Genomic DNA, 26372 nt, shown 5'->3' with positions numbered 1-26372 from the left:
GTGTGGCAGGGTCTAGCGGGGCGATTCATCAGGGATCCCGCGGGATCCGAGGGGAGTCAGCTGCGCCGTGTCCAGAAACGCCGCCGTGACCCGCGTGGGGAGCGAACAGGCTCTCGCCCTGTACCAGGAGCTGCGGGCGTGCCCCGACGCCGGCTTCGACGAGGTGGCGGACCGGTTCGGCCTCTCCGCCGAGGAACGGCGGCGCTGCCGCGACGAACTCGCCTCCTTAGGACTGACCACCGCCGCGGACCCGGCCGCCCCCGCCGCCCCCACCCGGGTCGTCGACCCCGACGTCGCCCTCCTGCGGCTGCTGCGCCGCGAGCGTGACCGGCTCCAGGACCGGCTCGCCGCCGCCGGGCGGGCGCACACCGCGATCGAGGCCCTCGCCGGGCCGTTCCTGCGGACCGGCGCCGCCCCGAGCTCCGAGGTCGAGGTGGAGATCGTCACCGACCCGCAGCGGGTGGCGCGCGAGCTGGCGGATCTGACGGAGTCGGTCCGCGGCGCCGTCCACGTCATGCACACCGGCTCGGTGCGGCGCGACGACATGGCCGCCGAGCTGGAGCGGGACCGCTCGCGGGCGGCCCGCGGGGTGCGGGTCCGCGCGATGTACAGCCGCCGGGTCGGCACCGTCCCCGAGATGACCCAGCACCTGGCGGACCGGGCCGCCCTCGGCGTGGAGCTGCGCCTCTCGCCCGTCGTCCCGATGAACATGGTCCTCGCCGACGAGAACTTCGCCCTGCTGCCGACCGACCCGCACGACCAGGACTCCCCCGTCATCCTCGCCCGCGGCCCGGGCCTGGTGCGCTCCTACCTCGCGCTGTACGAGTACTGCTGGCAGGCGGCCTCCCGGTACGGCGAGGAGCCGGGCGAGAGCGGCGGCGACGGCCTCTCCGACCAGCAGCGGGCCGCGCTGCACATGCTCGCGTCCGGCATCAAGGACGAGCAGATCGCGCGCAGTCTCGGGGTGTCGCTGCGGACCGTCAGCCGGCTGCTGTCGGAGGTCATGCAGGAGCTCGGCGCGGCCAGCCGATTCGAGGCCGGGGTGAAGGCGGCCCGGCTCGGCCTGCTGGACGGTGAGGGGCCGGAACCCGTGGCCTAGTACGAGGAGTTGACATGGCACGGATGCCCGCCGAGCCGTATGACAGGGTGAGGGCGGGGCGACTCGGAGGATGAGGGGGGTCACTTCGCCATGGTCACTGCGGGCGACGGCATCGGGGACGGCGCGACCGACGTCCTGCTGGCCGTGTACCAGGAGCTGCGCCGCCGGGGCGTCTCGGACTTCGAGGAGGTCCGCAGGACGCTGGGGCTCGCGGCGGAGGAGTACGAGCGATGTCGCGCCGAACTCCTCGCCCTGGGTCTGATCGTGCCGACGGGGCAGGCACACGCCACGGTCACGGCCGTGCAGGACGGCAGCTGGCGCTCCGAGACGGACACGGTGGCGGCGATCGATCCGGAGATCGCGCTGCTGCGACTCCTGGAGCGGGAGCGGGAGCGGCTGCGGGAGCACCTGGCCGAGGCGGACGAGGCGTACAGCACGCTGGAGATCCTCGCGGGCTCCTATCTGCGGGCGGAGGCGCTGACCCGGGCGGAGGCGCATGTCGAGGCGCTGACCGACTACCGCAGGATCCAGCAGGCCATCGAGGACATCACGGACGTGATGCAGGAGAGTTCGGCGGCGCTGCACCCGGGGACGCCGGGCCGGCAGAACCCGGACCGGATGCTCGACCGGGACCGGCGCCAGATCGCCAACGGGGTGCGGGTGCGGGCCATCTACGGCCGGCAGGAGGCGACGGACCCGCACATGGAGAAGTTCCTCGGGCAGCGGGCCGAGCTGGGGGTGGAGATCCGGCTGGCACCGGTCGTGCCGATGAACCTGATCATCGCCGACCAGCAGTTCGCGCTGGTGCCGATCCGGCCCGAGGAGCCCGGCGAGGGCGCGATCCTGGCGCGGGGCAGCGCGCTGGTGCGGCCCTATCTGAGCCTGTACGAGCACTGCTGGCACACGGCGACGCCGTACGGCGTGGAGGCGGCGACGGAGGCGGGCGGCGACGGCCTGTCGGAGCAGCAGCGGGCGGCGCTGCACATGCTGGCCTCGGGGATGAAGGACGAGCGGATCGCGCGGACGCTCGGGGTGTCGCTGCGGACGGTCAGCCGGATGATCTCGGAGCTGATGCAGGAGCTGGGGGCCACGAGCCGATTCGAGGCGGGGGCCCGGGCGGTGCGGCTCGGCTGGCTCGACTGAGGCGCGCGGGATTCTCCGTGAAGGCCCGGACGCACGGAAAAGGCCCGGACGCGCGGAAAGGCCCGGAGGCACGGAAAGGCGCGGAGTCACGGAAAACACCGGACCCCGCAATCGTGGCAGCGATCACGGGGCCGGGCGGTCACGGAATTCCGGGGGCATTCCCCTGGCAATTGCCTCAGTTGGTGGGGCTGGGGGTCGGCTTCGGCGGGGCGACCGGCCAGCCGTTGTCGTCCGCGACGCCGGCGACGGTCTGCGGGACGACGGGGTCGCCGTCGGGCGAGACCGCGAGGGCGGCGCCACCGGCGACGGCCGTACAGGCGACCATCGCGACCAGGAGCTGACGGACGGCGGTGGCGAGGCGGGAGTTCTGCGCAGCGGACATGATTCCTCCAGGATTCGGAATGGGGATTTCCGCCTTCCGGGGGCCCGTGCCGCCGGGCGTTCCCTGAAGACATCTCCATACTGTCCCGGCCTCGAGTGCGAATCCAGGGATACTCGGTGCGTGGACCCGCCATGGCGTGGATGCGTCAATACGCCTTTCCCGCAACGGAATTGAGGCATCCGGAGCTCGCCATACCTTTGGTCGAACCAAAAGAGATGCTAGACTTGTGCTACGGCCTTCTCGTTCCTCCAGGAGAGAGGGGCCGCCGGGGCAGGGGCGTGCCGCCGCCCCTGCCCCACCATCCCGCGCACGGCCGGCCGACGCGTCTCCGCGAGCGCCCCCCGGTACACCTCGACGGTCCGCGCCGCGGACGCCCGCCAGCTCATCCCGCCCGCGTGGTGCACCGCCGCCTCCCCCATCGTCTCCACCACCTCCGGACGGGCCGCCAGCCACCGCAGCCGCCGGGCGTACTCCACCGGGTCGTGACCGCGCACCAGCAGCCCCGTCACCCCGTCCCACACCGCGGTCGGCAGCCCGCCGACCGCCGCCGCGAGGACCGGCGTCCCGCACGCCTGCGCCTCCAGGGCGACCAGGCCGAACGACTCGCTGCGCGACGGCACCACCAGGACGTCGGCCGCCCGGTACCACTGCGCCAACGCGGCCTGCGGGACCGGCGGGAGGGGCCGCAGCACGTCGGCGACGCCCAGCTCCTCCGCCAGCCGCCACACCGTCCCCTCGCGGGACGCGCCCGAATGGCCCCCGATCACCGGCACCAGCAGCCTGCGCCGCAGGTCCGGCGCCTCCCGCAGCAGCTCGGCGACCGCCCGCACCAGCACGTCCGGCCCCTTCAGCGGCTGGATGCGGCCCGCGTAGAGCGGCACGAACGCGTCGGCCGGAAGCCCGAGCCGTGCCCGGGCGGCCGCCCGGCCCTCACCCCGGTGGAAGGTCCGCAGGTCGACCCCGGGCCGCACGACCTCGGTCCGCTCCCCCTCCGCCCCGTACAGCGTGCGCAACGCCTCCGCCTCGTCGGCGGTGTTGGCGATCAGCCGGTCGGCGGCGCCCACCACCTGGTGCTCGCCGCGCACCCGCAGCTCCGGCTCGGGGGTGTCGCCCGCCGCCAGTGAGGCGTTCTTCACCCGCGCCAGCGTGTGGGCCGTGTGCACGAGCGGCACCCGCCAGCCCACCGAGGCGATCCGGCCCGCCTGCCCCGAGAGCCAGTAGTGCGAGTGGAGCAGGTCGTACCGCCGCTCCTCCTTGAGCAGCGCCAGCGAGAACGGCACCACCAGGTCGGGCATGGCCTCCTTGGGCAGCGGCCCGCGCGGCCCGGCGTGCAGATGACGCACCCGCACCCCCGGGGCCGGCTCCACGGTCCGGGGCCGGTCCTCGCCCCGGCAGCGGGTGAAGAGGTCGACCTCCACGCCCAGTTCGGCCAGGGCGCGGGAGAGTTCGACCATGTAGACGTTCATTCCGCCGGCGTCCCCCGTCCCGGGCTGGTGGAGCGGGGAGGTGTGGACGCTGAGCATGGCGACGCGCAGGGACACGTGAAGCTCCTGTGGAGTGGGGGGCCACGTGTCCCTGCGCGTCGCTGGCGCGCACGGTCACGCGGCAGGGTGGGTGAGGGTGCGGGTCGTGCGGGTGCGGGTGCCGGGGCGGTTCGCGCGGTGCGAGGAGAGGTCGTGCGGGGGCCGGGGCCGGTCGTCCGGGGCCGGCCCCGGACCGTCAGAAGCCGAAGACCGGGCCCGAGGGCGGCGCCAGCCTGGTCCCCGGCAGCGGGGCCGACAGGGCCTGCCAGTCGACCGGCCGGCCCGGCTCCGCCCGGAGCGCCGCTGCGAGGCGGTCGGCACCCTCCGGCATCACCGGCCGCGCCCACGCGGACAGCGCGGACGCCACCGACAACTGGGCCGCCAGCGCCGGAAGATGACGGCACGAGGTGCTGGGGCGGCAGCGCTCGTGGGCGTTCACATGACCGAAGTCGGCCACCGAGCGGACCATCTCGTCGAGGACGGCCACCGCCCGCCGCGGGTCGAAGGCGTCGGGGCCGTACGCCTCGCGCAGGTCGTCGACCCCCCGGTGCAGCCGCCGCTCCAGGACGTCCCAGCCGGTGCCGCCGGGCAGCGCCTGCGGGGCGAGCCCGCCGCACTCCTCCCGGACGGACGAGAAGAGCCGCGACAGCCAGCTGTTCCAGTTCTCGTCCAGCTCCAGCCGGGCGGCGGCGAGCCGGTCCCGGTGGAAGACCGTGCGGCGGCCCAGCGGGCGGGCCTGGAGGACATGGCGGCGCAGGCTGTCGGAGCCGTACTCGGTGAGCAGGTCGAGCGCCCACACGTTGCCCTCCTGGACGCCCTCCTCGATGACGTACGACTCGTTGACGTTGAAGTCCTGCGGCAGCTTGACGTCCTGCGCGAGGAGCAGCACCGGGAGCAGCACCGCGTGGCAGAAGGCGTGCCCGAAACCGCAGAAGTGGATGGCGCGGCGGGGCAGCGGGCCCGTGACGTCGTAGCCGAACAGGTGCATCGCGGCGGCCTCGAAGCAGCCGTCGATCCGGTGGTCGGGGAAGCCCTCGACCGGCACCGGCAGGCCCCACTCGGCGGGGTGGCCGACGGCGATGTCCGGCAGGCCGTCCTCGACGAGCGACTCGCAGAGCGCCGCGAGGCGCGGCGGCAGACCGGCCGTCGCCCAGTAGTCGGCGAGCGTCTCCCGGAACGGCTCCAGGGGCACGTACAGCCGGCGGCAGCGGCGGGCCACCGCCGGGGTGTCGCAGAGCGCGCAGCGGGCCCCGATCAGGTCGCCGCCGTCGTTGGGCCGGGCGCACTCGTGGCACGTGCCGCCGTCGCTGACGGCGCCGCAGTGCGGGCAGCCGCCCCTCGCGTGCGCCCCGTACAGCCAGCGGTCGCACGGCTCGCAGTACGGCAGGAGCCGCGTGCGGGGCGCGATGACCCCCTGCGCGAACAGCCGGCCGAAGAGGTCCTGCACCCAGCGCCCGTAGCCCTTGTCGCGGCGCGGGCTCACGATGTGGTCGAACTCCACGCCCGAGCGCAGCCAGTCCGCGGTGATCGCGGCACGGTAGCCCTCCGCGACCTCCTCGGGCTTGCGGTGGTGCCGCAGCGCCCGCACCTCGACGGAGGAGGCGTGGTCCGCGGTGCCGGTGGTGAACCGGACGGCCTCGCCCTCCGCGCGCAGGAAGCGCGTCAGGACGTCGGCGGCGACGTACGGCCCGGCCAGATGGCCGATGTGGAGTTCGCCGTGGGTGGCGGGAGGAGTCGCGGTGATCCAGACAGGGGTGCTCATGGGACCTCCTTGACGCTGTGGTGCGGTGGGCTTCAGCGGTCGCGTGCGGCGGGGCGCTGTCGGCGCAGGGCGGTCAGCGGGTCTCGGTCGTTCGGGGGGTGGCGGTCAGCGGGGCTCGAAGTGGAACGAGCGGATGAAGCAGTCGCGGGGCTGCTCGACGGCGTAGACGACGCACTCGAAGAGGGCCTGCGTCGTCAGCTTCTCGTCGGGCGCCACCCCGTCCGGATCGGAGCCGTCCCACTCCGCGAAGCGCGGGTCCGACGTCGAGAAGTCCGGCGGGAACAGGGAGAAGACGCGCACCCCCGACGGCCGCAGCCGCCGCGACAGGATGTCCGCGAACCCCGCCTGGGCGCTCTTCGCCGCCCAGAACGCCTCGTGCGCCGCGCCCGCCGTCGCCGCGGAGGCGCCTCCGGCGTCGCGGACGGCCACCATGTTCACGATGTCGGGCCGCAGCGAGCCGCGGAGCAGCGGCAGGAAGTGCTTCACCATCAGGACCGTGCCGCCGGCCGTCGACTCGATCGTCTCCACGATCTCGGCGTCGCTCGCGGCCTCCAGGTCCATGCCGTCCAGCCACCGGGCCCCGTTGTTCACCAACAGGTCGACGCGGTCGGTGCGTTCGCCGACGCGCGCCGCGAAATCACGGATCTCCGCGGGCCTGCTCAGGTCGCAGCCGAACGCGTGGATCCGGTCACGCGCCGAACCCATCACCTCCGCACGGGTCCGCTCGGCGGCCTCGACGGTCCTCGCCGACACATAGACCTCCGCGCCGAGATGCGCGAATCCGACGGCGAGCGCGCGACCGAAATAGCGGGACGCCCCGGTCACGACGACACGCAGATTCTCGAATTTCATGTGTGTCTGCTCTCCCCACGGATACCGATTGCCGGTCCATTTCAGCGTCGCAGAGGAAACACACGCCAAGCCCTCCGAGCGGCCTGCGCGTTCACGCCGTTGCGTGGACACGCCACGGCAGTTCGAGGCGTTCCAGCACCTCGGCCCGCTTGTGGTGGACCCGCACCCGGTCCCGCCCCGCGGACACCGTCACCGTGCCGCCGGGCGTCCGCACCTCGCCGTCCACGGCCGGCACGACCGTCCCCCCGATCGCCCCCGCCGCGGCGAACGCGGCGGCCCCGGTCACCGCCAGCCGCGGATGCCAGCCGCCGACCGTGAGGGCCCGCACGGCCGGGCCCTCGGCGCCGCCGTCGGCGAACACCGCGATCTTCGGCAGCGCCGAGCCCTGCGCGTACCCCAGCACGCGGGCGGCCTCCGCCCGCAGCCCCAGCAGCCGCCGCCTGAGCGCGTCGTCCTCCGCGGGGACCCGTCCGGCGTCCACGAACACGTACGGGTTGCCGTACCGCACGATCGACACCGGCACCCCGTCCAGCACGTCCACCGCCCTCCCCGTGGGCAGCGTCCCCGGTCCGCCCGGCGGCCTCAGGAAACTCAGCGTGTACGCGTGCCCCTCGTCCCCCTCGTCTCCCTCCGGCTCGCACCGCACCACGTCCCCCGTCGTCACCGCCCGCACCTCGACCGGCCCGCCCCGCCCCTCCGCCACGACGCACGCCAGCAGCGAATGCCCGCACCCCGCACGGAAGTCGAACCCGCCGTCCGGCAGGGCCTGCACGAACCGGTACCTCAGCGTCGCCCCCGCCCTCTCGTACAGCGCGATCTTCCCGATCCCCTCGTACGCCGTCCCCACCAGCGCCTCTCTCGCCTCCGCGACCTCGCTTCCCGCGCCTGTCGGCAGCGCCTCGGCTCTCACCACCAACGTCGGCCCCGGCGCCCCCTCCACCCCCACCACCACTCCCCTCACCCCTCCCCCTCCCCCTCCCGTTGTGCGCCATCGTTCCGCCGGGCCGGTGCCGCCCTCGTTGTGGGCAATCGTTCCGCTGGGGCGGAACGGGTGGGCACAACGGAACGGCGCCCCCTGCCGGGCCTAGGCTTCAGCGCCCCGGGCCCGCACCCCACGCGCGGCGCACTGCTGGTGCGGGTCCAGGCACAAGAGGCGGAGGCGCGGCCAGGCGCGCCGTCCCGTGTGCCCACCCGTCCCGCCCCAGCGGGACGATTGCCCACACGGAGGTGGGCCAGGGCCCGGCCCTGCCACGGCGTGCGCCCACACGGCGGGGGGCCAGGGCCCGGCCCAGCCGCGGCGTGCGCCCGCACGAGGGCGCGGGCCGGGGGCCCGTACGAGGGGCGCGGGCTCGCAGGGACGGGGCGGGGCCGTACGAGGGGGGCAGGGCGCGGGCCCAGGCGACAGGCGGGCCCGCCCGGGTGGCACGGCGGGGGGTCATGCGGCGTAGTCGAGGGGGAGGCGGAGGGTTTGGATGATGTCGGTCCAGAGCTCGTGGACGGCGAGAGCCCAGAGCGCCTGGGCGTCGTGGTGGCTGGGCCGTTCAAGGTGGCGGGCGAGGAGTCGGGAGACGCGGTCGGCGCGGAGGCGGCCGCCGAGGACGAGGCGGGCGGGGGAGAGGAGTTCGCGGACGGTGTCGAGGAGGGGCGTGCCGGGGGCGAGCATGGCGGCGACGGGCAGGGTGAAGGGCTGTTTGGGGCGCCGGAGGACTCCGGCGGGGAGGAGCTCGGCGCCGGCCTCGTGGAGCGCGGCCTTGCCGGTGCGCGCGGCGGTGGGGAGGGCGCGGGCGTGGGCGACGACGGCGGGCTGGCAGAAGGGCATGCGGGCTTCGACGGCCCAGGCCATGGAGAGGTGGTCGACGCGCCGCAGGTGGTAGGCGGGGAGCCGCCAGCGCGTCTCGAAGGCGGTCATGGCGGTGAGCCGGTCCTCGCCGACGGCCTCGGCGGAGCGGAGTTCCTGTTCGATGCGGTCGGCGGCGGAGCCCTGGTCGGCGATGTAGGCGCGGTAGTGGGAGGTGTAGAGGTGCTCGCGGAGGAGCCGGGGGGCGGCGGAGAGGGCGTCGGTGTAGGCGCCGGCCCAGTCGGCGCCGGCGGGGGCGGCGAGTGCGGCGCTCATCCGGTCGTATCCGCCGAAGAGTTCGTCGGCTCCGTCGCCGGTGAGGGCGACGGTGAAGCCGTTCTGGCGGACGGCGCGGAAGAGCGCGTAGGTGGAGACGGTGACGGGGTCGGCGTTGGGCTGGCCGAGGTGGCGGACGGTGCGGGTGAGGAGGGAGCCGAGTTCGTCGGGGTCGACGGCGACCTCGTGGTGGACGGTGCGGGCGCGGCGGGCGACGGAGCGGGCGTGGGCGGCTTCGGATCCGGGCCACCGGCCGCGGTAGGTGAGGTGGAAGGTGTGGAGGGGCGGCGCGTCGGTCTCGCGGGCGTGTTCGGCGGCGAGCGCGGTGACGAGGCCGGAGTCGAGGCCGCCGCTGGTGATGGCGCAGACGGGGAGTTCGGCGCGGGCGAGGCGGCGCACCTCGTGGCGCAGGACGTCCTGGGTGTCGCCGACGGGGGTGGCGCGGTGGGCGCCGCGGCGGCGGACGACGGGTGCGGTGCCGGGCCGTACGAGGGCGGTGGCGCCGGGCGGAAGGACGCTGACGCCGTCGAGGGCGGTGTGGGCGGAGAAGGAGGTGCGGGTGGCGAGGACGGTGTCGAGGGCGTCCTCGCGGGGGGAGATCCGTACGCCTTCGAAGGCGAGGAGGGCGGGGATCTCGGAGGCGAAGCGGGTGGATCCGTCGCGGGGGTCGTGGTGGAGGTGGAGGGGTTTCATGCCCATGTCGTCGACGGCGAGGACGAGTCCGGTGGTTCCGGGGCGCAGGTCGAGGACGGCGACGGCGAACATGCCGTCGAGGTGTTCGGCGAAGGCGGGGCCGTGTTCGGCGTAGAGCGCGGGGAGGACGGTGCCGTCGCAGAGGTCGGGGAAGCGGTGGCCGCGGGCGGCGAGGGTGCGGCGCAGTTCGGCGTGGTTGTAGATCTCGCCGTTGAGGACGGCGAGGATGCCGGGGAGGTGGGGCAGCCGGTAGGGCTGCTGTCCGCCGCACGGGTCGGTCACGGCGAGACGGTCGCAGCCGAGGGACCAGCCGGGTCCGCTGAGTATGTGGTGCTCGTCGGGGCCGCCGTGCCGCTGGCGGGCCGAGGCCGCCGCGAGTTCGGCGGGGTCGGGCCGGTCCGCTCCCGCGGCGAAGGAGCCGAGAATCCTGCACATGGCGGTCGCCTCTCCGAATCCGAAGTGTCCGTCGTGGACGTCTTCACGCACTTGCCACACTGGTCGACCTCAATGATTTGAATCTACCAAGTTTTTGAATGGCGCGTAAGTGCCATGTCCAGTTCACGCCACGGGTCGGCCTTGCGACGCCCCCGGCCGCCCCAACAGGCTTTGCCCCATGGAGGACTTGGCGACCGATCTCACCCAGCTCACCGACCGGGGCGCGCCCGAATCCCTGCTGGTCGTGGCCGCGCACCCGGACGACATCGAGTTCTGCGTCAGCGGCACGGTCATGCAGTGGATCGCGCGCGGCACCCGCGTCACGTACTGCATCGTCACGGACGGCGGCGCCGGCGGTTACGACGAACAGCTCCCCCGGCAGGCGATGGCGGACCTGCGCCGCGCCGAGCAGGTGCACTCCGCCAAGCTCAGCGGCGTCGCGGACGTCCGCTTCCTCGGCTACCCCGACAGCTTCGTGGAAGCCTCCGTGGAGCTGCGCCGCGACCTGTGCCGGGTCATCCGCGAGGTGCGCCCCCAGCGTGCGGTCATCCCCTCACCCGAGATCAACTGGGCGCGCGTCGCCGACCTCCACCCCGACCACCGGGCGGTCGGGGACGCCTGCCTGCGCGCGGTGTACCCGGAGGCCCGCAACCCCTTCGCCCACCCCGAACTCCTCAAGGAGGAGGGACTGGAGCCCTGGACGGTCCACGAGCTCTGGCTGATGACCGGCCCCACCCCGAACCAGTACGTCGACGTCACCTCCGTCTTCGACCGCAAGGTCGAGGCGCTGCGCATCCACACCTCCCAGACCGCCCACTTCGACGACCTCGCCGGCCTCCTGCGCACCTGGCTCGGCGAGCACGCGGCGGCGGGCGGACTGCCTCCGGGCCGCATGGCGGAGGCGTTCCAGATCGTGCACATCGACTGAATCACGCACATCGACCGGCCGGGAGACCGGATCCCGACCGTCCGCCCCCGACCGTCCGCCCCCTCCCCCGACGGCCACCCTCGCCCACCCCTTCCCGACTCTTGTAGGTGCAAGGGCCACATGAGACCGTCGATGCCCAACAGACGGTGACCCTGGGGGAGTTCGCGTCATGGCGGTCGAACGGACGGATGAGGAAGCGGCGCTGATGCGCCGGTACGCACTGCCCTGGATCGAGGCGAACGAGGACCGGTCCGGGGACGCCGACCGCAACCTGCGCGCGTACGCGTCGTCCCTCGGGGACGACGCGGCCGACGCCGACAAGGCCGTGGAGCGGCTGCTCTCCAGCGGGCGCGGCGAGGCCATGAAGGCGCTGGAGGAGCACTGGTCCCGCGTCCGTTCCTGCTTCGGGCGGACGACCCGCGCCACGATCGAGATCGCCGCCGGGGTGCAGTCCTGCGGTGACACGATCGTCATCGGCAAGCACCGGGCCCAGCAGATCGTCGGGTACCTCGCGGCGATCCACCCCGACCTGGCCACCACCCCTCCCGACGCCGCACTCCGGCGACACGTCGACGTCGCCCGCGAGGACCTGGAGGAGAACGTCCGCACGACCACCGCCGACGCCCACGACAGCGCGTCCCGCGCCCGGGGTTCTGCGGACGTCGCCGCCCTGCCGTCGGTCCCCGCCGCACTCGGCGGCGCATCCGGCGGCATGGGCCCGGGCGTCGGCGGCGGGGCCGGTGTCGCCGGGGCGACGGGCGGCCTGGGTCGGGCCGTCGGCGGCGGGGCGGGAATCGCCGGGGCGACCGGCGGGGCGGGCCGGGCCGTCGGCGGCGGATCCGGTGTCGCCGGGGCGACGGGCGGCGGCGCCGACGGCCTCGGCGCGGGAGCGGGGATCGCGGGCGCGGCGGGCGCCCGGCACGCGGACCCCCTGGCGGGGACGACCGCGGGCACGACCGCGGGCAACTGGAACGTCTTCGTCGACCACGACGAGCACAGGCGCGCCGCCGACGGTCTCGCCAAGGCCGCCGAGCACCTCCGCGGCAAGACCACGACGGCGCTCGCCCGGGCCGTGTACGACCTCGACGCCCTCGCCGCGAGCGGCTCCCTCGGCGCCGCCGTCGCCGCGGACTACAGCCCCCTCCTCGCCGACCTCGACCTCGCCACCCGCGCCCTCGCCGACCACCTCGACGGCCCCCTCCGCGCCATGGTCGTCGCCGTGGCCGAGGACCAGCAGGACACCGACGACGCCCGGCGGGACCGCTTCGGCTTCCGGAACCGCTGACGGGGCCGTCGCGGCAGCGGGGCCGTGCGGCGGGTCAGACGGCCGCGGCGGTCCGCCACGGCCGGTGGCCCGGGCCCGTGGGATGCGTGCCCGTGACGGCCATGACGACGGAGTAGAGGCTCGTCTCGGCGGTGATGAAGAGGCGGTTGCGCTTCGCGCCGCCCCAGGAGACGTTGGCGACCGCCTCGGGGAGGTTCAGCCGGCCGATGAGGGTGCCGTCGGGGTCGTAGCAGTGCACGCCGTCGTCCATGGCGGCGACCCAGAGGCGGCCCTCGTCGTCGAAGCGGAGGTTGTCGAAGCGGGCGCGCTCGCGGTGGGCGGCGTCGGCGAAGACCTCACCGTCGGACAGGGTGCCGTCGTCGCGGACGTCGAAGACCCGGATGAGGCCCGCGCGGGTGTCGGAGACGTACAGCTGCCGCTCGTCGTGCGAGAAGACCAGCCCGTTCGGCGCCCCGAAGCCGTCGGCGACCATCCGCACCTCGCACGTGGCCGGGTCGACCCGGTAGACGTGGTTGGCGCCGATCTCGCTCTGCGCCCGGTAGCCCTCGTAGTCGCTGGTGATGCCGAAGTCCGGGTCGGAGAACCAGATCGACCCGTCGGACTTCACGGTGGCGTCGTTCGGGCTGTTCAGCCGCTTGCCGTTCCACCGGTCCGCGAGGACGGTCACGGTGCCGTCGTGCTCGGTGCGGGTCACCCGGCGGTTGCCCTGCTCGCAGGTGACGAGCCGGCCCTGCCGGTCGAGCGTGTTGCCGTTGGTGTGCCCGGCGGTGCGGCGGAAGACGCTCACCGCGCCCGTCTCCTCGTCCCACCGCAGCATCCGGTCGTTGGGGATGTCGCTCCACACGACCTGCCGCCAGGCCGGCACGTAGACCGGGCCCTCGGCCCAGCGGCAGCCGGTGAACAGCACCTCCGGCGCATCGTCGCCGTTCATGCACCGCCCGGTGCGGAACCGCTCGTCGAACATCTCGTACAGCCCAGGGCGCTCGCTGGTCACGGAACCCTTCCCCCTCCATCGACTGCGGTCATCGACCGAATGCCATCCTGCTGGTCGTGAACATTGCAGGATGAGCTACGGTCATGACAACACATCACCGAACGGAGAGTCGTGGATCACATCGACCGCGTCCTGCTGGCCCGGCTCCAGCAGGACGCCACGCAGTCCTACGCCGCCCTGGGCCAGGCCGCCGGCCTCTCCGCGGGGGCCGCCCACGAGCGCGTACGCAAGCTCCGCGAGCGGGGCGTCATCCGGCGCACGGCCGCCGAGGTCGACCCGGCGGCCGTCGGCGGCGGCGTCCTCGCCTACGTGATGGTCGACTCCACGGCCTGGATGGGCGACTCCGCCGACGCCTTCGCCGCCCTCCCCGAGATCCTGGAGGCCCACGTCATCGCCGGCAGCGCCTCCGTCCTCGTGAAGGTCAGGACCGCCACCACCGAGCAGCTCCAGGACGTCCTGCGCCGCCTCTACGCCATCGAGGGCGTCAGCGGCACCCAGGCCACCGTCGTCCTGGAGACCTTCTTCGAGCGCCCCGTGTCGCCGCTGATCGAGAACTGACCGGGCGAGCACCGGCCGGCGGTGGCCGGGGCCGCGCTCCTCCTCGTCACCTCCGCCAGAACAGGTGGTGCGTCACCCGGCCGCCCGGGCTCGGCACCACGTCGTGGTGGAACCGGTCGTCGAGCTCCTCCGGCGACTCCCACAGCCGCGCCCCGTCGCCGAGTTCCAGGGGCGAGACCGCCACGTGCAGGGTGTCCACGAGGCCGGCGTCCAGGAACTCCCGGATCGTCGTCGCCCCGCCGCCGAGCCGCACGTCCTTGCCGTCGGCGGCCTCACGGGCCAGAGCGAGGACCTTCTCCGGCTCGTCGTCCACGAAGTGGAAGGTCGTCTCACCCAGCGCGAACGACGGCCGCAGGTGGTGCGTCATCACGAACACCGGTGTACGGAAAGGCGGTTCGTCGCCCCACCAGCCCTGCCACTCGTGGTCCTGCCACGGTCCGCGCTGGGGTCCGAACTTGTTCCTGCCCATGATCTCCGCGCCGATGTTCCGCGGGTAGTCACGCGTCAGGTAGTCGTCCAGGCCCCGGCTGCCCCCGGGGTCCGTCCGCATCGGCCAGCTCGCCGTCGCCCCGGCCCACGAGAACATCGCCCCGGGGTCCGCGTGCCCGAAGGGCCGCTCCAGGCTCTGCCCGACCCCCGCCCCGTAGCCGTCGCTGGAGACGTTGAAGTTCTGCACCCGCAACAACTGCCCCACGTCCGTCCTCCTCGCTCGTACCCTGCCGACAGGGGGTGGACCGCCCGCACGGAGCAGACTCATCGCCCTTCCGGGCCCGGATCCGCGCCGGGCCGCCCGGCCCGTGCCTAGGATCGCCGCATGACCACCCACCGACCCGCCTCGACACGGTCCTGCCTGTCCCTGTGGTCCCGGGACTCCTTCCTCTCCATCGGGTCCGTCGGCTCCGCGCTCTCCATCGGGTCCGTCGGCTCCTTCCTCTCCGTCGGCTCCGTCGGCTCGGCCGCCTCGGTCGCCTCGGTCGGCTCCTGGGCCAGCGCCGGCTCCCTCCTCTCGGCGTGCTCCACCTGGTCCGTCCTCTCCTGGCGCTCCCGCCGGGGCGTCCTCGCCGCCGGCGCCGGTCTCGCCCTCGCCGGCACCCTCGCCCTCACCACCCGGACCCGCCGCTCCTCCTGAAACCGCCTCCGGCCTTCCCTGCACGAAGCAGGGAAGGCCGGTGCCGTTCCGGACGGCCGGAGGGACGGACGCACGGACGGTGGTGGGGTGCGTCCGGGTTCAGAGTGTCTCGGCCGCGCCGGGTCGGAGCCGGCGCAGGCGGCCCACGAGGTCGGGGGCGGAGAAGGCTTCGTCGATGCGGGCGGGGTCTTCGGAGAGGTGGTCCCAGGAGTCGAAGTGGAGGGGGACGACGGTGCGGGCGCCGAGGGTGCGGGCGAGGGCGGCGCCTTCGTGGGCGGAGAGGGAGAAGGCGCGGTCGCCGGTGGTGGGGAAGTGGGCGTCGCCGAGGTGGAGGAAGGCGGTGTCGAGGGAGAAGCGGGTGCCGATCTCGGCGAGGGCGTCGTGCCGGACGGTGTCGCCGGAGAAGTAGAGGGCGCGGCCGTCGTGTTCGACGACGAAGCCGGTGACGGGGCCGGTGACGTGCTCGGTGCCTTCGGGGCCGTGGCGGGCGGGGGTGGCCGTGACGGTCACGGTGGTGGCGCTGGCGGTGACCCGGCGGGTCTCCCAGCGCGCGAGGCCCTCGACGCGGCCGGTGGCGCGGCCGTCGGCGCGGAGGCGCTCCGCGGCCTCGGGTGTGGTGAGGACGGTCGCGGCACGGGCGAGGACCTCGCGGCCGGCGTGGTCGAGGTTGTCGACGTGCTGGTCGTGGGAGAGCAGGACCAGGTCGAGCGGCGGCAGCTCGTCGGGGGTGAGGGCGGGGTCCGCGGTGCGGCGCAGGGGCCGGGCGCCGGGGTAGTCGGCGGGGGCCGGGTCGAAGGCGGGGTCGGTCAGGACGGTGAGGTCGCCGAGGCGGAGGAGGACCGTCGCCGTTCCCACGTAGGTGACGGTCGCGGGGCGGGTCACGACCGGGCCGCCGCGGCTTCGATCGTGTCCTGGAGGTTGGCCAGGAGGCCCTGGACGAGCTCGATGGTGAGCTCGTCGGTGAGGTTGCCGTCGGCGTCGAAGCGCTCGTGGGAGCGGAAGACGTGGACCTCGGGCTTCACGACGACGTCGCTGTCGGTGCAGAGGAGGATCTGGCGGAGGGCGAGCTGCGCCCGGACGGTGCCGAAGCTGCCGGGGCCGGCGCCGAGGATCGCGGTGGGCTTGTGGCGCAGGGGCAGGCCCTCGGTGCGGGTCCAGTCGGTGCTCAGCCAGTCGAGGGCGTTCTTGAGGACGCCGGGGACGGAGTAGTTGAACTCCGGGGTGGCGATGAGCAGTCCGGCCGCCTCCGACACGCGGCGGCGGAGTTCGCCGACGGCCGCCGGCCGCCGTTCGGGGGTGTCGAGGTCGAGGTCGTACGGCGGGATGTCGCGCAGTCCTTCGTAGATCTCGATCTCCCGGGTGCCGGGGTTGAACTTCTGCGCGGCACGGAGCAGTTGCGTGTTGTGCGAGTCGGCGCGGAGCGAGCCGGACAGGGCGAGGATCGTGGACGCGGACATGGGGACCCCCCGTTTCGTCGGGCGAGCCGGCGGGTGCCGGACTCGACGGCCATGAAGCTAAACCGAACGGTTCAGTCTGTCAATCGAACGGTTCAGTATTGACAGTGAACTGAATGGTGTAGTTCATTCGATGCATGGCCACTCACCTGAGCGAGTCCCCGCCCGCCGCAGCCGACCGGGCCGTCACCGACCAGGCCGTCACCGAACGGACCGTCGCCCGCGTCACCCGCCCCGTCCACACGCACGAAGGCGCCGGATTCCCCGTCCGCCGCCCCTTCCCCACCGAGGAACTCCCCCACCTCGACCCGTTCCTGATGGTCGACCAGGTCGGACCGGCCGAGCTGGGCCCCGGCGAGGCGAAGGGCGCGCCCCCGCACCCGCACCGCGGCTTCGAGACGATCCAGTACGTCCTCGACGGCGACATCGCGAACGCCGACTCGCGCGGCCACCGGGCCGTCGTCCGCGCCGGCGGCGTCCAGTGGCTCACCGCGGGCTCCGGGATCGTCCACGAGGCCCTGCCCACCGAGGAGTTCCTCGCGGCGGGCGGCCGTCAGCACATGCTCCAGATCTGGGTGAACCTGCCCGCACGCCTCAAGGGCGTCCCGCCGCACAGCCAGAACGCCGAGGCCGCCGACCTCCCCGTCGCCGCCACCCCGGACGGCTCCTCGCTGACCGTCCTCGCCGGCACCAGCCACGGTGTGACCGGCCCGTTCGTCCCCCGTACGCCCCTGCTCGTCGTCCACGGGCGGCTCGCGCCCGACGGTCGGGCCGAGTTCACCGTCCCGGCCGGGCACAACGCGATGGTGTACGTCCTCCGGGGCGCCGCCACCGTGTCCGGCGCGCACCTGCCCGACGGGCATCTCGCGGTCCTGGCCCGGGACGGCGAACGCTTCACGGTCGAGGCCCCCTCCGCCGGGGAGGAGCCGTACGCGGCCGAGGTGCTCGTCCTCGCCGGGGAGCCGATCGGCGAGCCGGTCGCCCGCAGCGGGCCGTTCGTGATGAACACCGCCGCCGAACTCCGCCGGGCGGAGCAGGACTTCCGGCGCGGCCTGATGGGACGGATGGCGCCGTGACCGCCCTGTCGGCACCCGCGCGCACGGGGGCCCCGCGGGGCGGGGCGAGGACCGGGCTGCTCCTCGCCGCACTCGCCGCGCCCGCCGCGATGGGCGTGTCCGGTCCGAGCCTCGCCCTGCCGGCGGCGGCCCGCGCGCTGGCGGTCTCACCGGCGTCGGCGGCCTGGCTGATGACGGCGTTCGGGCTCGGCATGGCGGCCGGTACGCCGCTCCTGTCCGCCACGGCCGGCCGGCGGCACGGCCCCGCCGGGGTGATCCGGGCCGCCGCCGTCCTCGTCGTGCTCGGCGCGCTCCTCGTCCTGGTCGCCCCCGGCCTCCCCCTGGCGGTCGCCGGCCGGGCACTGGAGGCGGCGGGCGCTGCCGGCCTGAACGTCGCCGCGTTCCAGCTCGCCGGCCGGGACTCCACCGGCCGCACCCCGGGGCTGGTCGCCATCGGCAGCGCGGCCGGCGGCACCGCCGGCCTCTTCGCCGGAGCGGCCGTCGCCGGCGCGCTGGGCTGGCGCGCGGCCCTGGTCCTCCCCCTCCTCAGCCTCCTCGCGCTCGCCCCGGCCCTCCGCCTGGCGGGCCGGGAGCAGGAGCGGGGCCGGTCCCTGATCCTCGGCGGCAGCCCCGGCCCGCTCGGAGACACCGGCGGATCCCCCGGCCCGAGCGAGGGCACGAGCGGCGCCCCCCGGCCGTCCGCCCCCGAGGGAAGCGGCCACGGCGGGACCCGCGGGACCCGCGGCACCCCCCTCCCGCTCCGTCTCCCCCTCCCCCTCGACGTCCTCGGCAACCGCCGCTTCCAGGTCGCCGTCGGGCTCATGCTCGCCGTCTCCACGGTCAACTTCGCCCTGCTGTACGCGGCTCCGCGCCGGGTCGCCGCCCTCACCGGCTGGGGTGCGGTGGAGACGGGGGCGGCCGCGTCGGTGGCGGCGCTCGCCGGGGCCCTGCTGTCCTGGCTGCTGATCCGCTCGGCGCCGGTCCTGGGGGCGCGACGGGTGCGCGTCCTGCTGGCGGTCGGTTCGGCGGGGGCCCTCGTACTCGCGCTCGGCGCGCCGTGGCCGGCGGTCGTCCTCGTCGCCTCGGGGGCGAGTGCCCTCGTCACCGCCGGCGGTCAGGGGCTGCTCACCGGCGCGGCGACGGGCGGTCTGCCGCCGGCCCGCCACGGGCTCGCCATCAGCCTCTTCAACCTGGCGTTCCTGACGGGCGTGGCGGCGGGTCCGGCGCTGGCCGCCCTGGCCGCCCCGACGGCCTGACGCCCGGCCGCCGGGGGTCGGAGCCCCGGACGCCTCGACCCACCCCCGGCCCACCCACGGCCCACCCCCGGCCGACCTTTGCAGACCAAACCGTTCAGTTCATATACTGGCCGTTCCCCCGTCACCCCTCGTAAGGACACCCCCATGGGAGCCGGAGCCGAGACCCAGGACGCCATCGACGAGTACGGCATCCCGATCATCCCGGACCCCGCGGACGCCGCCTCGCGCAAGCGCCAGGCGATCATCGACGCGGCCCTCTCGGAGTTCCTGGCCGAGGGGTACTCGGCCGCCTCGATGGACGCGATCACCCGGGGTTCGGGCGTCTCCAAGGCGACGATCTACAAGCACTTCGGCAGCAAGGAGCGGCTCTTCCTCGCCGTCATCGGCGGTGTCCTGCCCAAGACGTACGCCGACCTGGAGCCGTCCAACTCCACGATCGCCGACGCCCCGGACCTGCGGGCCGCGCTCGTGAAACTCACGACCGACTGGGCGCGGATCCTGCTGCGCCCGGACATCATGTCGCTGCGGCGGCTGGTGATCGGCGAGATCGACCGCTTCCCGCAGCTCGGACAGCTCTGGTACCGGGTCAGCTACGACATGAACAACGGGCCGCTCGTCGAGGCGTTCACCGAGCTGAACGCGCGGGGCGCCCTCGACGCGCCCGACCCGGCGCTCGCCGTGCAGCAGCTGGTGGCGGCGACGCTGGGCGTGCCGCAGCTCGTCCGCACGTTCTCCCCCGACGCCGAGATCGACGACGCGGAGCTGACGCGGGTGATCAGCTCGGGAGTGGATCTGTTCCTGGCCCGGTACGCGCGTTCCTGAGGCTCCTCACCCGGGCCCAGACGAGCAGGGCCGCCGCCCAGCCCCCGGTGGTGAGGAGCTGGGTGCGGCTGGCCGCGTCGCCGAGCATGAAGAGCAGCACCCCGCCGATGCCCGCGAGCGCGAGGCAGGCCCGTACGGAAGGGCCGTGCAGGCGCAGGTGGGAGGCGGCGATCAGGGCCCAGACGAGAAGGATGGCGGCGCCGATGGAGTTCAGCAGGAACGGGAAGACCGTGCGCGGCCACAGCAGGCTGAGGACCACCGACACGAAGCCGAACGCGGCGGAGGCGAGCACCGCCGCGTAGGGCACGCCGGTACGGAGCCGGCCGAGCGCCCGGGGCGCGTCGCCGCGCCCGACGAGGGCGTACAGCATGCGCGAGGAGCCGTAGATGTTGGCGTTCATCGCCGACAGGAGGGCGACGAGGACGACGGCCTTCATGAGGTCGGCGGCGCCCGGGACGCCGATGCGGTCCATCACGGCGGCGTACGGTCCGTCGGCGACGCCCGGCGCGTTCCACGGGACGAGCAGGACGATCACCGCCATCGAGCCCAGGTAGCAGACCGCGACCCGCCACATGACGGCCCGTACGCCGGTCCGCACCGCGCGGACCGGGTCGGCGGACTCCGCCGCCGCGATGGTCACCGTCTCCAGACCGCCGAAGGCGAACACGGCCGCCACCATGCCGACGGCCACGCCGTGCCAGCCGTGCGGCAGGAAGCCGCCGTCACCGGTGAGGTGCCCGGCCCCGGGTGAGGGACTGCCCGGCAGCAGGCCCGCGAGGACGACGGCGCCGAGGACGAGGAAGCCCGCGATGGCCGCGATCTTCAGGCCGGCGAACCAGAACTCCAGCTCGCCGAAGTTCCGCACCCCGGCCAGGTTGCTCACCGTGAAGACGCTCATGAACAGCGCCACCCACGCCCAGCCCGGCACCCCCGGCACCCAGCCGCCCAGGAGGTGCGCCGCCCCGACGGCCTCCGCCGCGACGCTCACCACCAGCAGCGCCCAGTACATCCACCCGGCGAGCAGCCCCGCCCACGGCCCGAACGCCCGCCGCGCGTGCTCCGCGAACGACCCCGTCACCGGGTGGGCCGCGGACATCTCCCCGAGCATCCGCATCACCAGCGCCGTCAGCACCCCCGCCGCCGCGTACGCCACGAGGATGCCCGGCCCCGCCGCCGCGATCCCGAACCCCGAGCCCACGAACAGCCCCGCCCCGATCGCACCCCCCATCGCGATCATCGCCAGATGCCGCTGCCGCAGCCCCCCGCCCAGCCCCCGCCCCGTCACGCTTCCCCCCGCACCCTCGACCCGTTCCACCGACCAGCGCAGGAGCCTGACGCCCCCTCCCCCACCCCCGCAACCCGGTACCGCCCCCCGAGACGTCCCGGGACCTGGGGGACGACGCATCGAGGGGGAGACCCCACCGGCGGAGCACGCTGCGGCACACGCCTCCCAGGCTCACGATATATACTTCTGACAACGACATATACGATCTGCTGGAGGCTCTGGTGTCCAAGACCCTGGTCGACATCGACGACGACATGCTCGCCTTCGCCCAACAGCAGCTCGGCACCAAGACCAAGCGGGACACCATCAACAGGGCGCTGACCATAGCGGCATCCATCAGCGCGGATGATCGGGCGCGAGCGCTGCGGTGGCTTCAGGAGAACGCCGAGGACTTCCTCGACTTCGACTTCCTGGAAGCGCAGGAGCGGTCGGACCGGTGAACTACCTCGCCGACACGTCGGCCGTGTGGCGCCTCCTCCGCCGACAGGTACGCGAGCCCTGGCCGGGACGAGTGGCGCAGGGCCAGGTCTCCATTTGCCCGCCAGTCGAGGCCGAGTTGATGCGCGCCCTGCGCTCAGACCGGGACAACGAGCCCTTCACCACGATGCTCAGCCAGACTTTCACCTGGGTGCCCACACCAGACGACCCGTGGCCCCGAGTCATCGCGATCCAGCGGGACCTGCTCGGTATCGGTCACCATCGGGGCCCCTCTCCCATGGACATCCTCATCGCGCTGACGGCCGAACAGCACCGGCTGACGCTGCTGCACGTCGACGACGACTTCGCCGCCATCGCCAAGGTGCGCCCAGGCATCGACATGGTGCGACTGCTGCCCGACGCATGACCAGGTGGGTGGAGACCACTCACCGTTGATCCGCTGTTGGCGGGGTGTTGGAGGGGGGCGGCAGGGTGGTCGTGGTTGCCCCGGCACGGGGGTGTGGGGCAGCCGGAACGCCGACACCAGCAGGAATCGAGGCTTGCCCATGAACGTCAGGACGCCGCTGTCGCGACTCGGATTCGTCGCCGCGAGCACCGCTCTCGCCGCGGGCGCGTGGATCGCCCCGGCCCAGGCCAACCCGTCCGCCCCGTGGATCGGGCCCGGCCAGGCGAACACCTACAACGGGGTGCGCTGCTTCCAGGAGCTCTTCAACGACCTCCAGAACTCGATCGGTTACCACCCGATCGCCGAGGACGGCGCCTTCGGCCCGGACACCGCCGGCGCCATCAGGGCGTTCCAGAGCTGGGACGGCCTGCGTCCCGACGGCATCGTCGGCCCCCAGACCGGCGGCGACCTCCTCATCGCCACCTACGGCGGCGGCGGTTGCGCCACCCACATCCCGAGCCGGTACTGAACCGGAGAAGGGCCGGTCTCCGGAGGCGACACGCCTCCGGAGACCGGCCCTTCACACGTCAGCTCACCAGCCCCACCGCGAGCACCGCGATCAGCGCGCTCGACGCGAGAGCGGTCACCAGGCGCCCCCGCGGACCGGTCAGGACACGGCCCAGCAGGGTGCCGCCCGTCGACAGCAGCAGCTGCCAGCTGACGGAGGCCAGGAGCGCGGCCGCGACGAAGACGGCGCCGTCGGTGAACGTCGAGGAGGCCGCCGGGCCACGGGCGAGGATCAGGGCGGCGAAGTAGATCACGGTCATCGGGTTGAGGATCGTGATGCCGAGGAAGGCCAGGAACGCCCCGACCGGGGTGAGCGGGGCGTCCGCCCCGTCCCGGGTCGGCGTCGACCGCGCCCGGTAGGCCCGTACGGCCGTCCAGGTCGCCCGGCCCGCCAGACCGAGGAGCACCAGCGCCGACACCCAGCGCAGGGGGCCCGTCACCGGCGCGATGAGCGGCACGAGCGCCGCACCGCCGATGACGGCGACCAGCGCGTACAGCCCGTCCGCGGCGGCGATGCCCAGCGCCGCGCCCGCACCCGTGCGCCACGGGGAGCGCGCCGCGACCGCCACCAGATGCGCCCCGACGGCGCCGACCGGAATCGCGATCCCGTAGCCGGCCACCAGGCCGGCCACCACCGCCCCGGTCACGCGACGGCGGGAATCGAGCCTCCGGGGACGCCGGTCCGCTGCTGTCGGCGGTAGGCCGAACCGTCCTTCGTCCGCGCCAGGAACCCGCCGATCACGAGATAGCGCCGCAGGGCCGAGAAGTCGTCGTGCACGGTCAGCAGGGCCTCGTTGACCTCCCGCTCGCGGTACTCGCGCTCCGCGTCGAACAGCGTCTCCGCGAGGTGCGCGAGAAGCGCCTCACGGCGGGCGGGCCTGCGGGGGATCGCCTTGAGTCGCCCGTCGGCGGCGAACAGGTCCGCGACGGGTCGGGGGCCCGCTGCGGGCAGGTCGGAGTCCGCGGCGGGGCGGTCGGAATGACTGGTCATGGCCGGAAGACTGCCGCCCGCCGCACCCGCCCCGCAAAGGGTTTTCGGCCCGCCGCCGCTACGTTCGCAGCATCACGTTCACGGCCTCCTGCACCTTCGGGATCATCGTCCGCATCCCGTTCCGCTCGAAGATCGGCCGCGCGTTCTCCACGAACGCCAGGAAGTCGTCCTCCGACTCCCAGAAGTCCACCACCCGCCACCCCCCGGTCCCGTCCGGCCCCGCCGCGTGCGCGAGGAGCTCCGCCGGCGGAAACCATTCCGTGGCCCGGAGCTGCGCGGTGCTCGCCTCGTACTGCTCCTGCGTACCACCGGGAATCTCGACGGTGATGATGACGGCCATGGTTCTGCTCCCGTGGGATGTCGTGAGGGGTCCCGCCCAGCAGACCAGCCCCCTCCCCCACCCGCACGACGACGGGCCCGAACGAGCGACGCGCGCCCGGCGTACCGGAGGATGGCGCCCATGGACCCCTTCGTCGACCCTCTCCAGAGCCGCCACGTCCTACCCGGCGAGTACCCCGCCTGGGACCACGCCCTCGCCCTCCTCAACCAGGACCTCGCGGCCACCCTGCCCGACCAGGAGCCCCTCCGCCTGATGGCCCTCCCGCCCTACGCCGACGGCGAGCCGGAAGCGGTCCACGTCTCCCTCGCCAACGGCGAATGGCATGGCAACTCCCTGCCCCCGGAAGCCGCGGACGACCCCGCCACCGCCTTGGAGGCCATCGCCGAAGCCGCCCAGGACACCCTCGTCGAGCTCCTGTGGCAGGCATGGCCCCTGTGCCCCGAGCACGACCTCAGCATGCACCCCCGCCCCGTCGACGGCCGCCTCTCCTGGTGGTGCGCCGGCGAACGCCTCCGCCGCGGCCCGTCCCACCTCCGCGCCGCCGTGGGCGAACTCGACACGCTGGTGCGCGTCCCCCGCCCCAACCAAAAGAAGCGGAAGTCTCGTTGAGCCCGCTCGTCAGCCGGCGTACGTCCGCGCGAAGACGGTGAACGCGGACCACGCGGCGGGCGTGGCCGTGAGCTCGCCGCGGGCGTGGTCCTTGGTGTCGCGGACGAGGACGACGCCGGGGAGGTTGTCGGCGACCTCGATGCAGGCGTCGTTGTCGTTGCCGCTGTAGCTGCTCTTGTGCCAGTTCGGGGAGGTCTCAGTCATCGTGTTCCTTCGCGATAGCACGCATCAGTTCGAGGGATCTACGGACGCCCAACGCACCCTGTTGCAGCAGATCATAGACGCGCTGGAACCTCATCACCTCTGCTGGTTCCTCTGTGTAGTTGCCCGTACTGAACCCCTCGGTATACGCCCCGCGCTCACCCTTGGGCAGCGTAAGGAGGGCGACGGAACCGGCCACGGGGGCGCCCCTCATGGGAAGCACCTGGATGTTCACGTTGGGGCGCTCGCTCATCGAGATCAGGTGCTCGATCTGCTCCCTCATGACCGATGCACCACCCATGTCACGCCGCAGGCACGCCTCGTCGAGGACGATCATCATCCACGGCGGGTCGGGCTGGTCGAGTACGGCCTGACGCTCCAGTCGCCTGCCGACGAAGCCACCGATCTGGCCGGAGTCGCCCGCGAGGCCCGCCTCCATCACGGCGCGGGCGTAGTCGGCGGTCTGGAGCAGGCCCGGTACGACGATCGAGAACTCGTGTATGGCCGTGGCTTCGAGCTGCCGCCTCATGTAGGTCTTGGCGTAGTCGCGGACGTTCTGGTCGGTGAGGATCTTCACCAGGTTCACCAGGGACCCGGGCGGAAGCCGTAGGACGGTCTCCAGCTTCTTCGCCAGGTCGCGGTCCGGGGGATCCTCGCCGCGCTCGATCTCGGAGATCCGGCTGCCGCTGCTGAAGACCTTCGTCGCCAGGTGCGCCTGGGTCCAGTCCCGCCCCTGTGCCAGGCGTGCCTCGCGCACCGCGTTTCCGAGGTACTGCTCGATGCTGTCGCCGGGGTCCAGTTCCTTCGCTCCTGGCATATGCCTCGTTCCTCACCCGTGCCATGGAACTCAACTCCTGGTGAGCGTAGGTCCGGTCACGTCATCGTGGAGTCGTTCCGGAGGAGATCCACCAGAAAGAGAGCCCTCCATGCCGACGACCACGAACCCTCCCCCGATGCGACCCGTCTCCGAGCCCGAGGCCGCTCGGGTGTACCGCGATCTCAAGGCGGCCATGGACGCCGCGGGTCTCCCCACGAACGGTCTGTACCGGGACGTGACGCGGGCGCCGGGCGGGGATGTGCACCGCTTCGGGCTGGGGGTGGTGGGCATCGGCGGGGCGAAGTTGCTGACGGCGCTGCTGTGCGCGGCGGTGGCGAGGACGGATGCCGGGTGAGGTACCGGGTCGGGGACGTGGTGACGGACGGGCAGCGGGCGCTGACGGGCCAAGTGCGGTACGCGCACGGAGGGTTGCTGACGCTGGTGCGGCCCAGCGGGTATCTGTGGGAGGCCGTGGCGGATCAGTGCTGGACGGCGAGTCCGGAGGAGCGGGCGAGCCTGACGCCACGGGGGGCCGTGCGGATCATCAGCACGTCGGCGTCGCCGGCGCGGCGGTCGTCCTGATCGCGCCGGACGGAGGCGTCACGCGGAGGCGAGGCCCCGGAGCGCGGCGACGGAGAGGCGGACGGCGCGGTCGGTGACGGCGGCGTAGTCGTGGCCGGACTCCAGGGCGGTGGTGGCGGCGTTGACGAAGCCCTGGAGGAAGCGGGCGGTGAGGAGGGGGTCGTCGTCGCCGAGGTCGCGGAGGGCGTCGACGAGGGGGTCGAGGAGGGCGCGGTGGGCGGTGTCGGCGCCGGCGCGGAGGGCGGCGGCGTCGCCCTCGTCGGCGACGGCGCGGGCGACGCGGTGTTCGCCGTCGCGGACCATCTCCAGCTGGGCGGTGACGTAGGCGGCGACGCGCGCCTCGGGGGTGTCGCCGGCGGCGGCGAGGGCGGCGTGGATGCGATCGGTCCAGCGGGGCGCGGCCTCGCGGACGACGGCGGTGAGCAGGTGGTGCCGGTCGGGGAAGTACTTGTAGACGCTGTTGCGGGCCAGGCCGGTGCGGCGGGCGACCTCGGCGAAGGTCACGCGGGAGGCGTCGCCCTCCTCCAGGACTTCGCGGGCCGCTTCGAGGAGGGCGGCGCGCTGCTGGGAGCGGTGGTCGGCGACCGTGGCGGCGTGGATCTTGGGCACGGGTCAAGTCTATGAGCCCGGCTTTCCGAGGGACCCCCTTGGGGACGTGGCGTCCCCATCTTCTA

At 73.8% G+C, this 26372-nt stretch carries 31 protein-coding genes; 14 read left to right on the top strand and 17 right to left on the bottom strand.

Annotation, left to right across the window (positions count from 1 at the left end; all coding sequences use genetic code 11):
- The first annotated feature begins 67 nt into the window (after nt 1-67).
- Both AB0424_RS22570 and AB0424_RS22565 read left to right on the top strand, forming a co-directional pair.
- Nucleotides 68-1099 (top strand): helix-turn-helix domain-containing protein, encoded by a 1032-nt coding sequence (locus tag AB0424_RS22570; RefSeq protein WP_366308113.1) that lies wholly within the window; start codon nt 68-70, stop codon nt 1097-1099.
- A gap of 90 nt (nt 1100-1189) precedes the next feature.
- The gene (locus AB0424_RS22565) at nt 1190-2242 is read left to right on the top strand and encodes a helix-turn-helix domain-containing protein (protein ID WP_366308111.1); all 1053 of its coding nucleotides are present in this window, start codon (nt 1190-1192) and stop codon (nt 2240-2242) included.
- Between the two features lie 175 nt (nt 2243-2417).
- On the opposite strand, the gene AB0424_RS22560 is transcribed toward AB0424_RS22565, so the two are convergent.
- The 6 genes from AB0424_RS22560 to asnB form a co-directional block, all read right to left on the bottom strand.
- Nucleotides 2418-2624 (bottom strand): hypothetical protein, encoded by a 207-nt coding sequence (locus AB0424_RS22560; RefSeq protein ID WP_366308109.1) that lies wholly within the window; start codon nt 2622-2624, stop codon nt 2418-2420.
- Nucleotides 2625-2842: 218 nt separating this feature from the next.
- Entirely contained in the window at nt 2843-4147 is a 1305-nt protein-coding gene (gene mshA / locus AB0424_RS22555; protein WP_366308151.1) for a D-inositol-3-phosphate glycosyltransferase, read from the bottom strand.
- A gap of 196 nt (nt 4148-4343) precedes the next feature.
- Nucleotides 4344-5909: a class I tRNA ligase family protein gene (locus tag AB0424_RS22550; RefSeq protein WP_366308108.1), complete on the bottom strand. Its 1566-nt coding sequence runs from the start codon at nt 5907-5909 to the stop codon at nt 4344-4346.
- Nucleotides 5910-6014: 105 nt separating this feature from the next.
- Nucleotides 6015-6761, bottom strand: a complete 747-nt coding sequence (locus tag AB0424_RS22545) for an SDR family oxidoreductase (RefSeq protein WP_366308106.1) — start codon at nt 6759-6761, stop codon at nt 6015-6017.
- A 91-nt stretch (nt 6762-6852) separates the two neighbouring features.
- On the bottom strand, nt 6853-7674 hold the full coding sequence (locus tag AB0424_RS22540) for a hypothetical protein (RefSeq protein WP_366308105.1): 822 nt from the start codon (nt 7672-7674) through the stop codon (nt 6853-6855).
- 522 nt (nt 7675-8196) lie between these two features.
- Nucleotides 8197-10002 (bottom strand): asparagine synthase (glutamine-hydrolyzing), encoded by a 1806-nt coding sequence (asnB, locus tag AB0424_RS22535; protein WP_366308103.1) that lies wholly within the window; start codon nt 10000-10002, stop codon nt 8197-8199.
- A 178-nt stretch (nt 10003-10180) separates the two neighbouring features.
- Between asnB and AB0424_RS22530 the strand changes: the two genes are divergently transcribed.
- Together AB0424_RS22530 and AB0424_RS22525 are read left to right on the top strand one after the other, a co-directional pair.
- Nucleotides 10181-10930 (top strand): PIG-L deacetylase family protein, encoded by a 750-nt coding sequence (locus AB0424_RS22530; RefSeq protein ID WP_366308101.1) that lies wholly within the window; start codon nt 10181-10183, stop codon nt 10928-10930.
- A gap of 169 nt (nt 10931-11099) precedes the next feature.
- A complete protein-coding gene (locus tag AB0424_RS22525) occupies nt 11100-12215 on the top strand; it encodes a hypothetical protein (RefSeq protein WP_366308098.1) in 1116 nt (371 codons plus the stop codon).
- 34 nt (nt 12216-12249) lie between these two features.
- Here the strand turns inward: AB0424_RS22525 and AB0424_RS22520 are convergent, their stop codons facing one another.
- Nucleotides 12250-13209 (bottom strand): SMP-30/gluconolactonase/LRE family protein, encoded by a 960-nt coding sequence (locus tag AB0424_RS22520; RefSeq protein ID WP_366308096.1) that lies wholly within the window; start codon nt 13207-13209, stop codon nt 12250-12252.
- A 111-nt stretch (nt 13210-13320) separates the two neighbouring features.
- Here AB0424_RS22520 and AB0424_RS22515 point away from each other — a divergent pair, with 111 nt between their 5' ends.
- Entirely contained in the window at nt 13321-13767 is a 447-nt protein-coding gene (locus AB0424_RS22515) for an Lrp/AsnC family transcriptional regulator (protein WP_366308095.1), read from the top strand.
- 46 nt (nt 13768-13813) lie between these two features.
- Here the strand turns inward: AB0424_RS22515 and AB0424_RS22510 are convergent, their stop codons facing one another.
- Complete coding sequence (locus tag AB0424_RS22510; protein WP_366308093.1) at nt 13814-14461, bottom strand: dihydrofolate reductase family protein; 648 nt, start codon at nt 14459-14461, stop codon at nt 13814-13816.
- 120 nt (nt 14462-14581) lie between these two features.
- On the opposite strand from AB0424_RS22510, the gene AB0424_RS22505 reads away from it, so the two are divergent.
- Nucleotides 14582-14896, top strand: a complete 315-nt coding sequence (locus AB0424_RS22505; protein WP_366308091.1) for a hypothetical protein — start codon at nt 14582-14584, stop codon at nt 14894-14896.
- A 99-nt stretch (nt 14897-14995) separates the two neighbouring features.
- On the opposite strand, the gene AB0424_RS22500 is transcribed toward AB0424_RS22505, so the two are convergent.
- Nucleotides 14996-15778: an MBL fold metallo-hydrolase gene (locus AB0424_RS22500; RefSeq protein ID WP_366308090.1), complete on the bottom strand. Its 783-nt coding sequence runs from the start codon at nt 15776-15778 to the stop codon at nt 14996-14998.
- A complete protein-coding gene (locus AB0424_RS22495) occupies nt 15775-16353 on the bottom strand; it encodes an NADPH-dependent FMN reductase (protein ID WP_366308088.1) in 579 nt (192 codons plus the stop codon). Before AB0424_RS22495 ends, AB0424_RS22500 begins: the two co-directional genes overlap by 4 nt.
- Before the next feature lie 134 nt (nt 16354-16487).
- On the opposite strand from AB0424_RS22495, the gene AB0424_RS22490 reads away from it, so the two are divergent.
- From AB0424_RS22490 to AB0424_RS22480, 3 genes are all read left to right on the top strand, one after another.
- A complete protein-coding gene (locus AB0424_RS22490; protein ID WP_366308087.1) occupies nt 16488-17426 on the top strand; it encodes a pirin family protein in 939 nt (312 codons plus the stop codon).
- A complete protein-coding gene (locus tag AB0424_RS22485; RefSeq protein WP_366308085.1) occupies nt 17423-18661 on the top strand; it encodes an MFS transporter in 1239 nt (412 codons plus the stop codon). Before AB0424_RS22490 ends, AB0424_RS22485 begins: the two co-directional genes overlap by 4 nt.
- A gap of 144 nt (nt 18662-18805) precedes the next feature.
- Nucleotides 18806-19483, top strand: a complete 678-nt coding sequence (locus AB0424_RS22480) for a TetR/AcrR family transcriptional regulator (protein WP_366308083.1) — start codon at nt 18806-18808, stop codon at nt 19481-19483.
- On the opposite strand, the gene AB0424_RS22475 is transcribed toward AB0424_RS22480, so the two are convergent.
- Nucleotides 19437-20720, bottom strand: a complete 1284-nt coding sequence (locus AB0424_RS22475) for an amino acid permease (protein ID WP_366308149.1) — start codon at nt 20718-20720, stop codon at nt 19437-19439. The two genes, AB0424_RS22480 and AB0424_RS22475, sit on opposite strands and share 47 nt — an antisense overlap.
- 269 nt (nt 20721-20989) lie before the next feature.
- Between AB0424_RS22475 and AB0424_RS22470 the strand changes: the two genes are divergently transcribed.
- The 3 genes from AB0424_RS22470 to AB0424_RS22460 all read left to right on the top strand — a co-directional run bounded on the left by AB0424_RS22470 (nt 20990) and on the right by AB0424_RS22460 (nt 22120).
- On the top strand, nt 20990-21208 hold the full coding sequence (locus AB0424_RS22470) for a type II toxin-antitoxin system VapB family antitoxin (protein WP_366308081.1): 219 nt from the start codon (nt 20990-20992) through the stop codon (nt 21206-21208).
- Nucleotides 21205-21612 (top strand): PIN domain nuclease, encoded by a 408-nt coding sequence (locus AB0424_RS22465; protein ID WP_366308079.1) that lies wholly within the window; start codon nt 21205-21207, stop codon nt 21610-21612. The genes AB0424_RS22470 and AB0424_RS22465 overlap by 4 nt, the downstream gene beginning before the upstream one ends.
- A gap of 139 nt (nt 21613-21751) precedes the next feature.
- Nucleotides 21752-22120: a peptidoglycan-binding domain-containing protein gene (locus tag AB0424_RS22460; RefSeq protein ID WP_366308077.1), complete on the top strand. Its 369-nt coding sequence runs from the start codon at nt 21752-21754 to the stop codon at nt 22118-22120.
- Nucleotides 22121-22178: 58 nt separating this feature from the next.
- Here the strand turns inward: AB0424_RS22460 and AB0424_RS22455 are convergent, their stop codons facing one another.
- From AB0424_RS22455 to AB0424_RS22445, 3 genes are read right to left on the bottom strand one after another with little or no spacing between them, the layout of a single operon-like run.
- On the bottom strand, nt 22179-22805 hold the full coding sequence (locus AB0424_RS22455; RefSeq protein WP_366308076.1) for a LysE family transporter: 627 nt from the start codon (nt 22803-22805) through the stop codon (nt 22179-22181).
- On the bottom strand, nt 22802-23149 hold the full coding sequence (locus AB0424_RS22450) for a DUF2087 domain-containing protein (RefSeq protein ID WP_366308074.1): 348 nt from the start codon (nt 23147-23149) through the stop codon (nt 22802-22804). Before AB0424_RS22450 ends, AB0424_RS22455 begins: the two co-directional genes overlap by 4 nt.
- A gap of 58 nt (nt 23150-23207) precedes the next feature.
- Nucleotides 23208-23489, bottom strand: a complete 282-nt coding sequence (locus AB0424_RS22445) for a hypothetical protein (RefSeq protein WP_366308072.1) — start codon at nt 23487-23489, stop codon at nt 23208-23210.
- 120 nt (nt 23490-23609) lie between these two features.
- Between AB0424_RS22445 and AB0424_RS22440 the strand changes: the two genes are divergently transcribed.
- Complete coding sequence (locus AB0424_RS22440; RefSeq protein WP_366308070.1) at nt 23610-24098, top strand: hypothetical protein; 489 nt, start codon at nt 23610-23612, stop codon at nt 24096-24098.
- A 9-nt stretch (nt 24099-24107) separates the two neighbouring features.
- On the opposite strand, the gene AB0424_RS22435 is transcribed toward AB0424_RS22440, so the two are convergent.
- Both AB0424_RS22435 and AB0424_RS22430 read right to left on the bottom strand, forming a co-directional pair.
- Nucleotides 24108-24302, bottom strand: a complete 195-nt coding sequence (locus tag AB0424_RS22435) for a DUF397 domain-containing protein (protein ID WP_366308068.1) — start codon at nt 24300-24302, stop codon at nt 24108-24110.
- Entirely contained in the window at nt 24295-25116 is an 822-nt protein-coding gene (locus tag AB0424_RS22430) for a helix-turn-helix transcriptional regulator (protein ID WP_366308066.1), read from the bottom strand. Before AB0424_RS22430 ends, AB0424_RS22435 begins: the two co-directional genes overlap by 8 nt.
- A gap of 109 nt (nt 25117-25225) precedes the next feature.
- Here AB0424_RS22430 and AB0424_RS22425 point away from each other — a divergent pair, with 109 nt between their 5' ends.
- Nucleotides 25226-25471, top strand: a complete 246-nt coding sequence (locus tag AB0424_RS22425) for a hypothetical protein (protein ID WP_366308064.1) — start codon at nt 25226-25228, stop codon at nt 25469-25471.
- A 245-nt stretch (nt 25472-25716) separates the two neighbouring features.
- Here AB0424_RS22425 and AB0424_RS22420 read toward each other — a convergent pair whose 3' ends face one another.
- Nucleotides 25717-26307: a TetR/AcrR family transcriptional regulator gene (locus AB0424_RS22420; RefSeq protein WP_366308062.1), complete on the bottom strand. Its 591-nt coding sequence runs from the start codon at nt 26305-26307 to the stop codon at nt 25717-25719.
- Between the last annotated feature and the right edge of the window lie 65 nt (nt 26308-26372).

The organism is Streptomyces sp. NPDC051180 (assembly GCF_040689545.1).
Taxonomy (GTDB): domain Bacteria; phylum Actinomycetota; class Actinomycetes; order Streptomycetales; family Streptomycetaceae; genus Streptomyces.
This window is presented reverse-complemented; position numbering and strand designations above follow the sequence as displayed.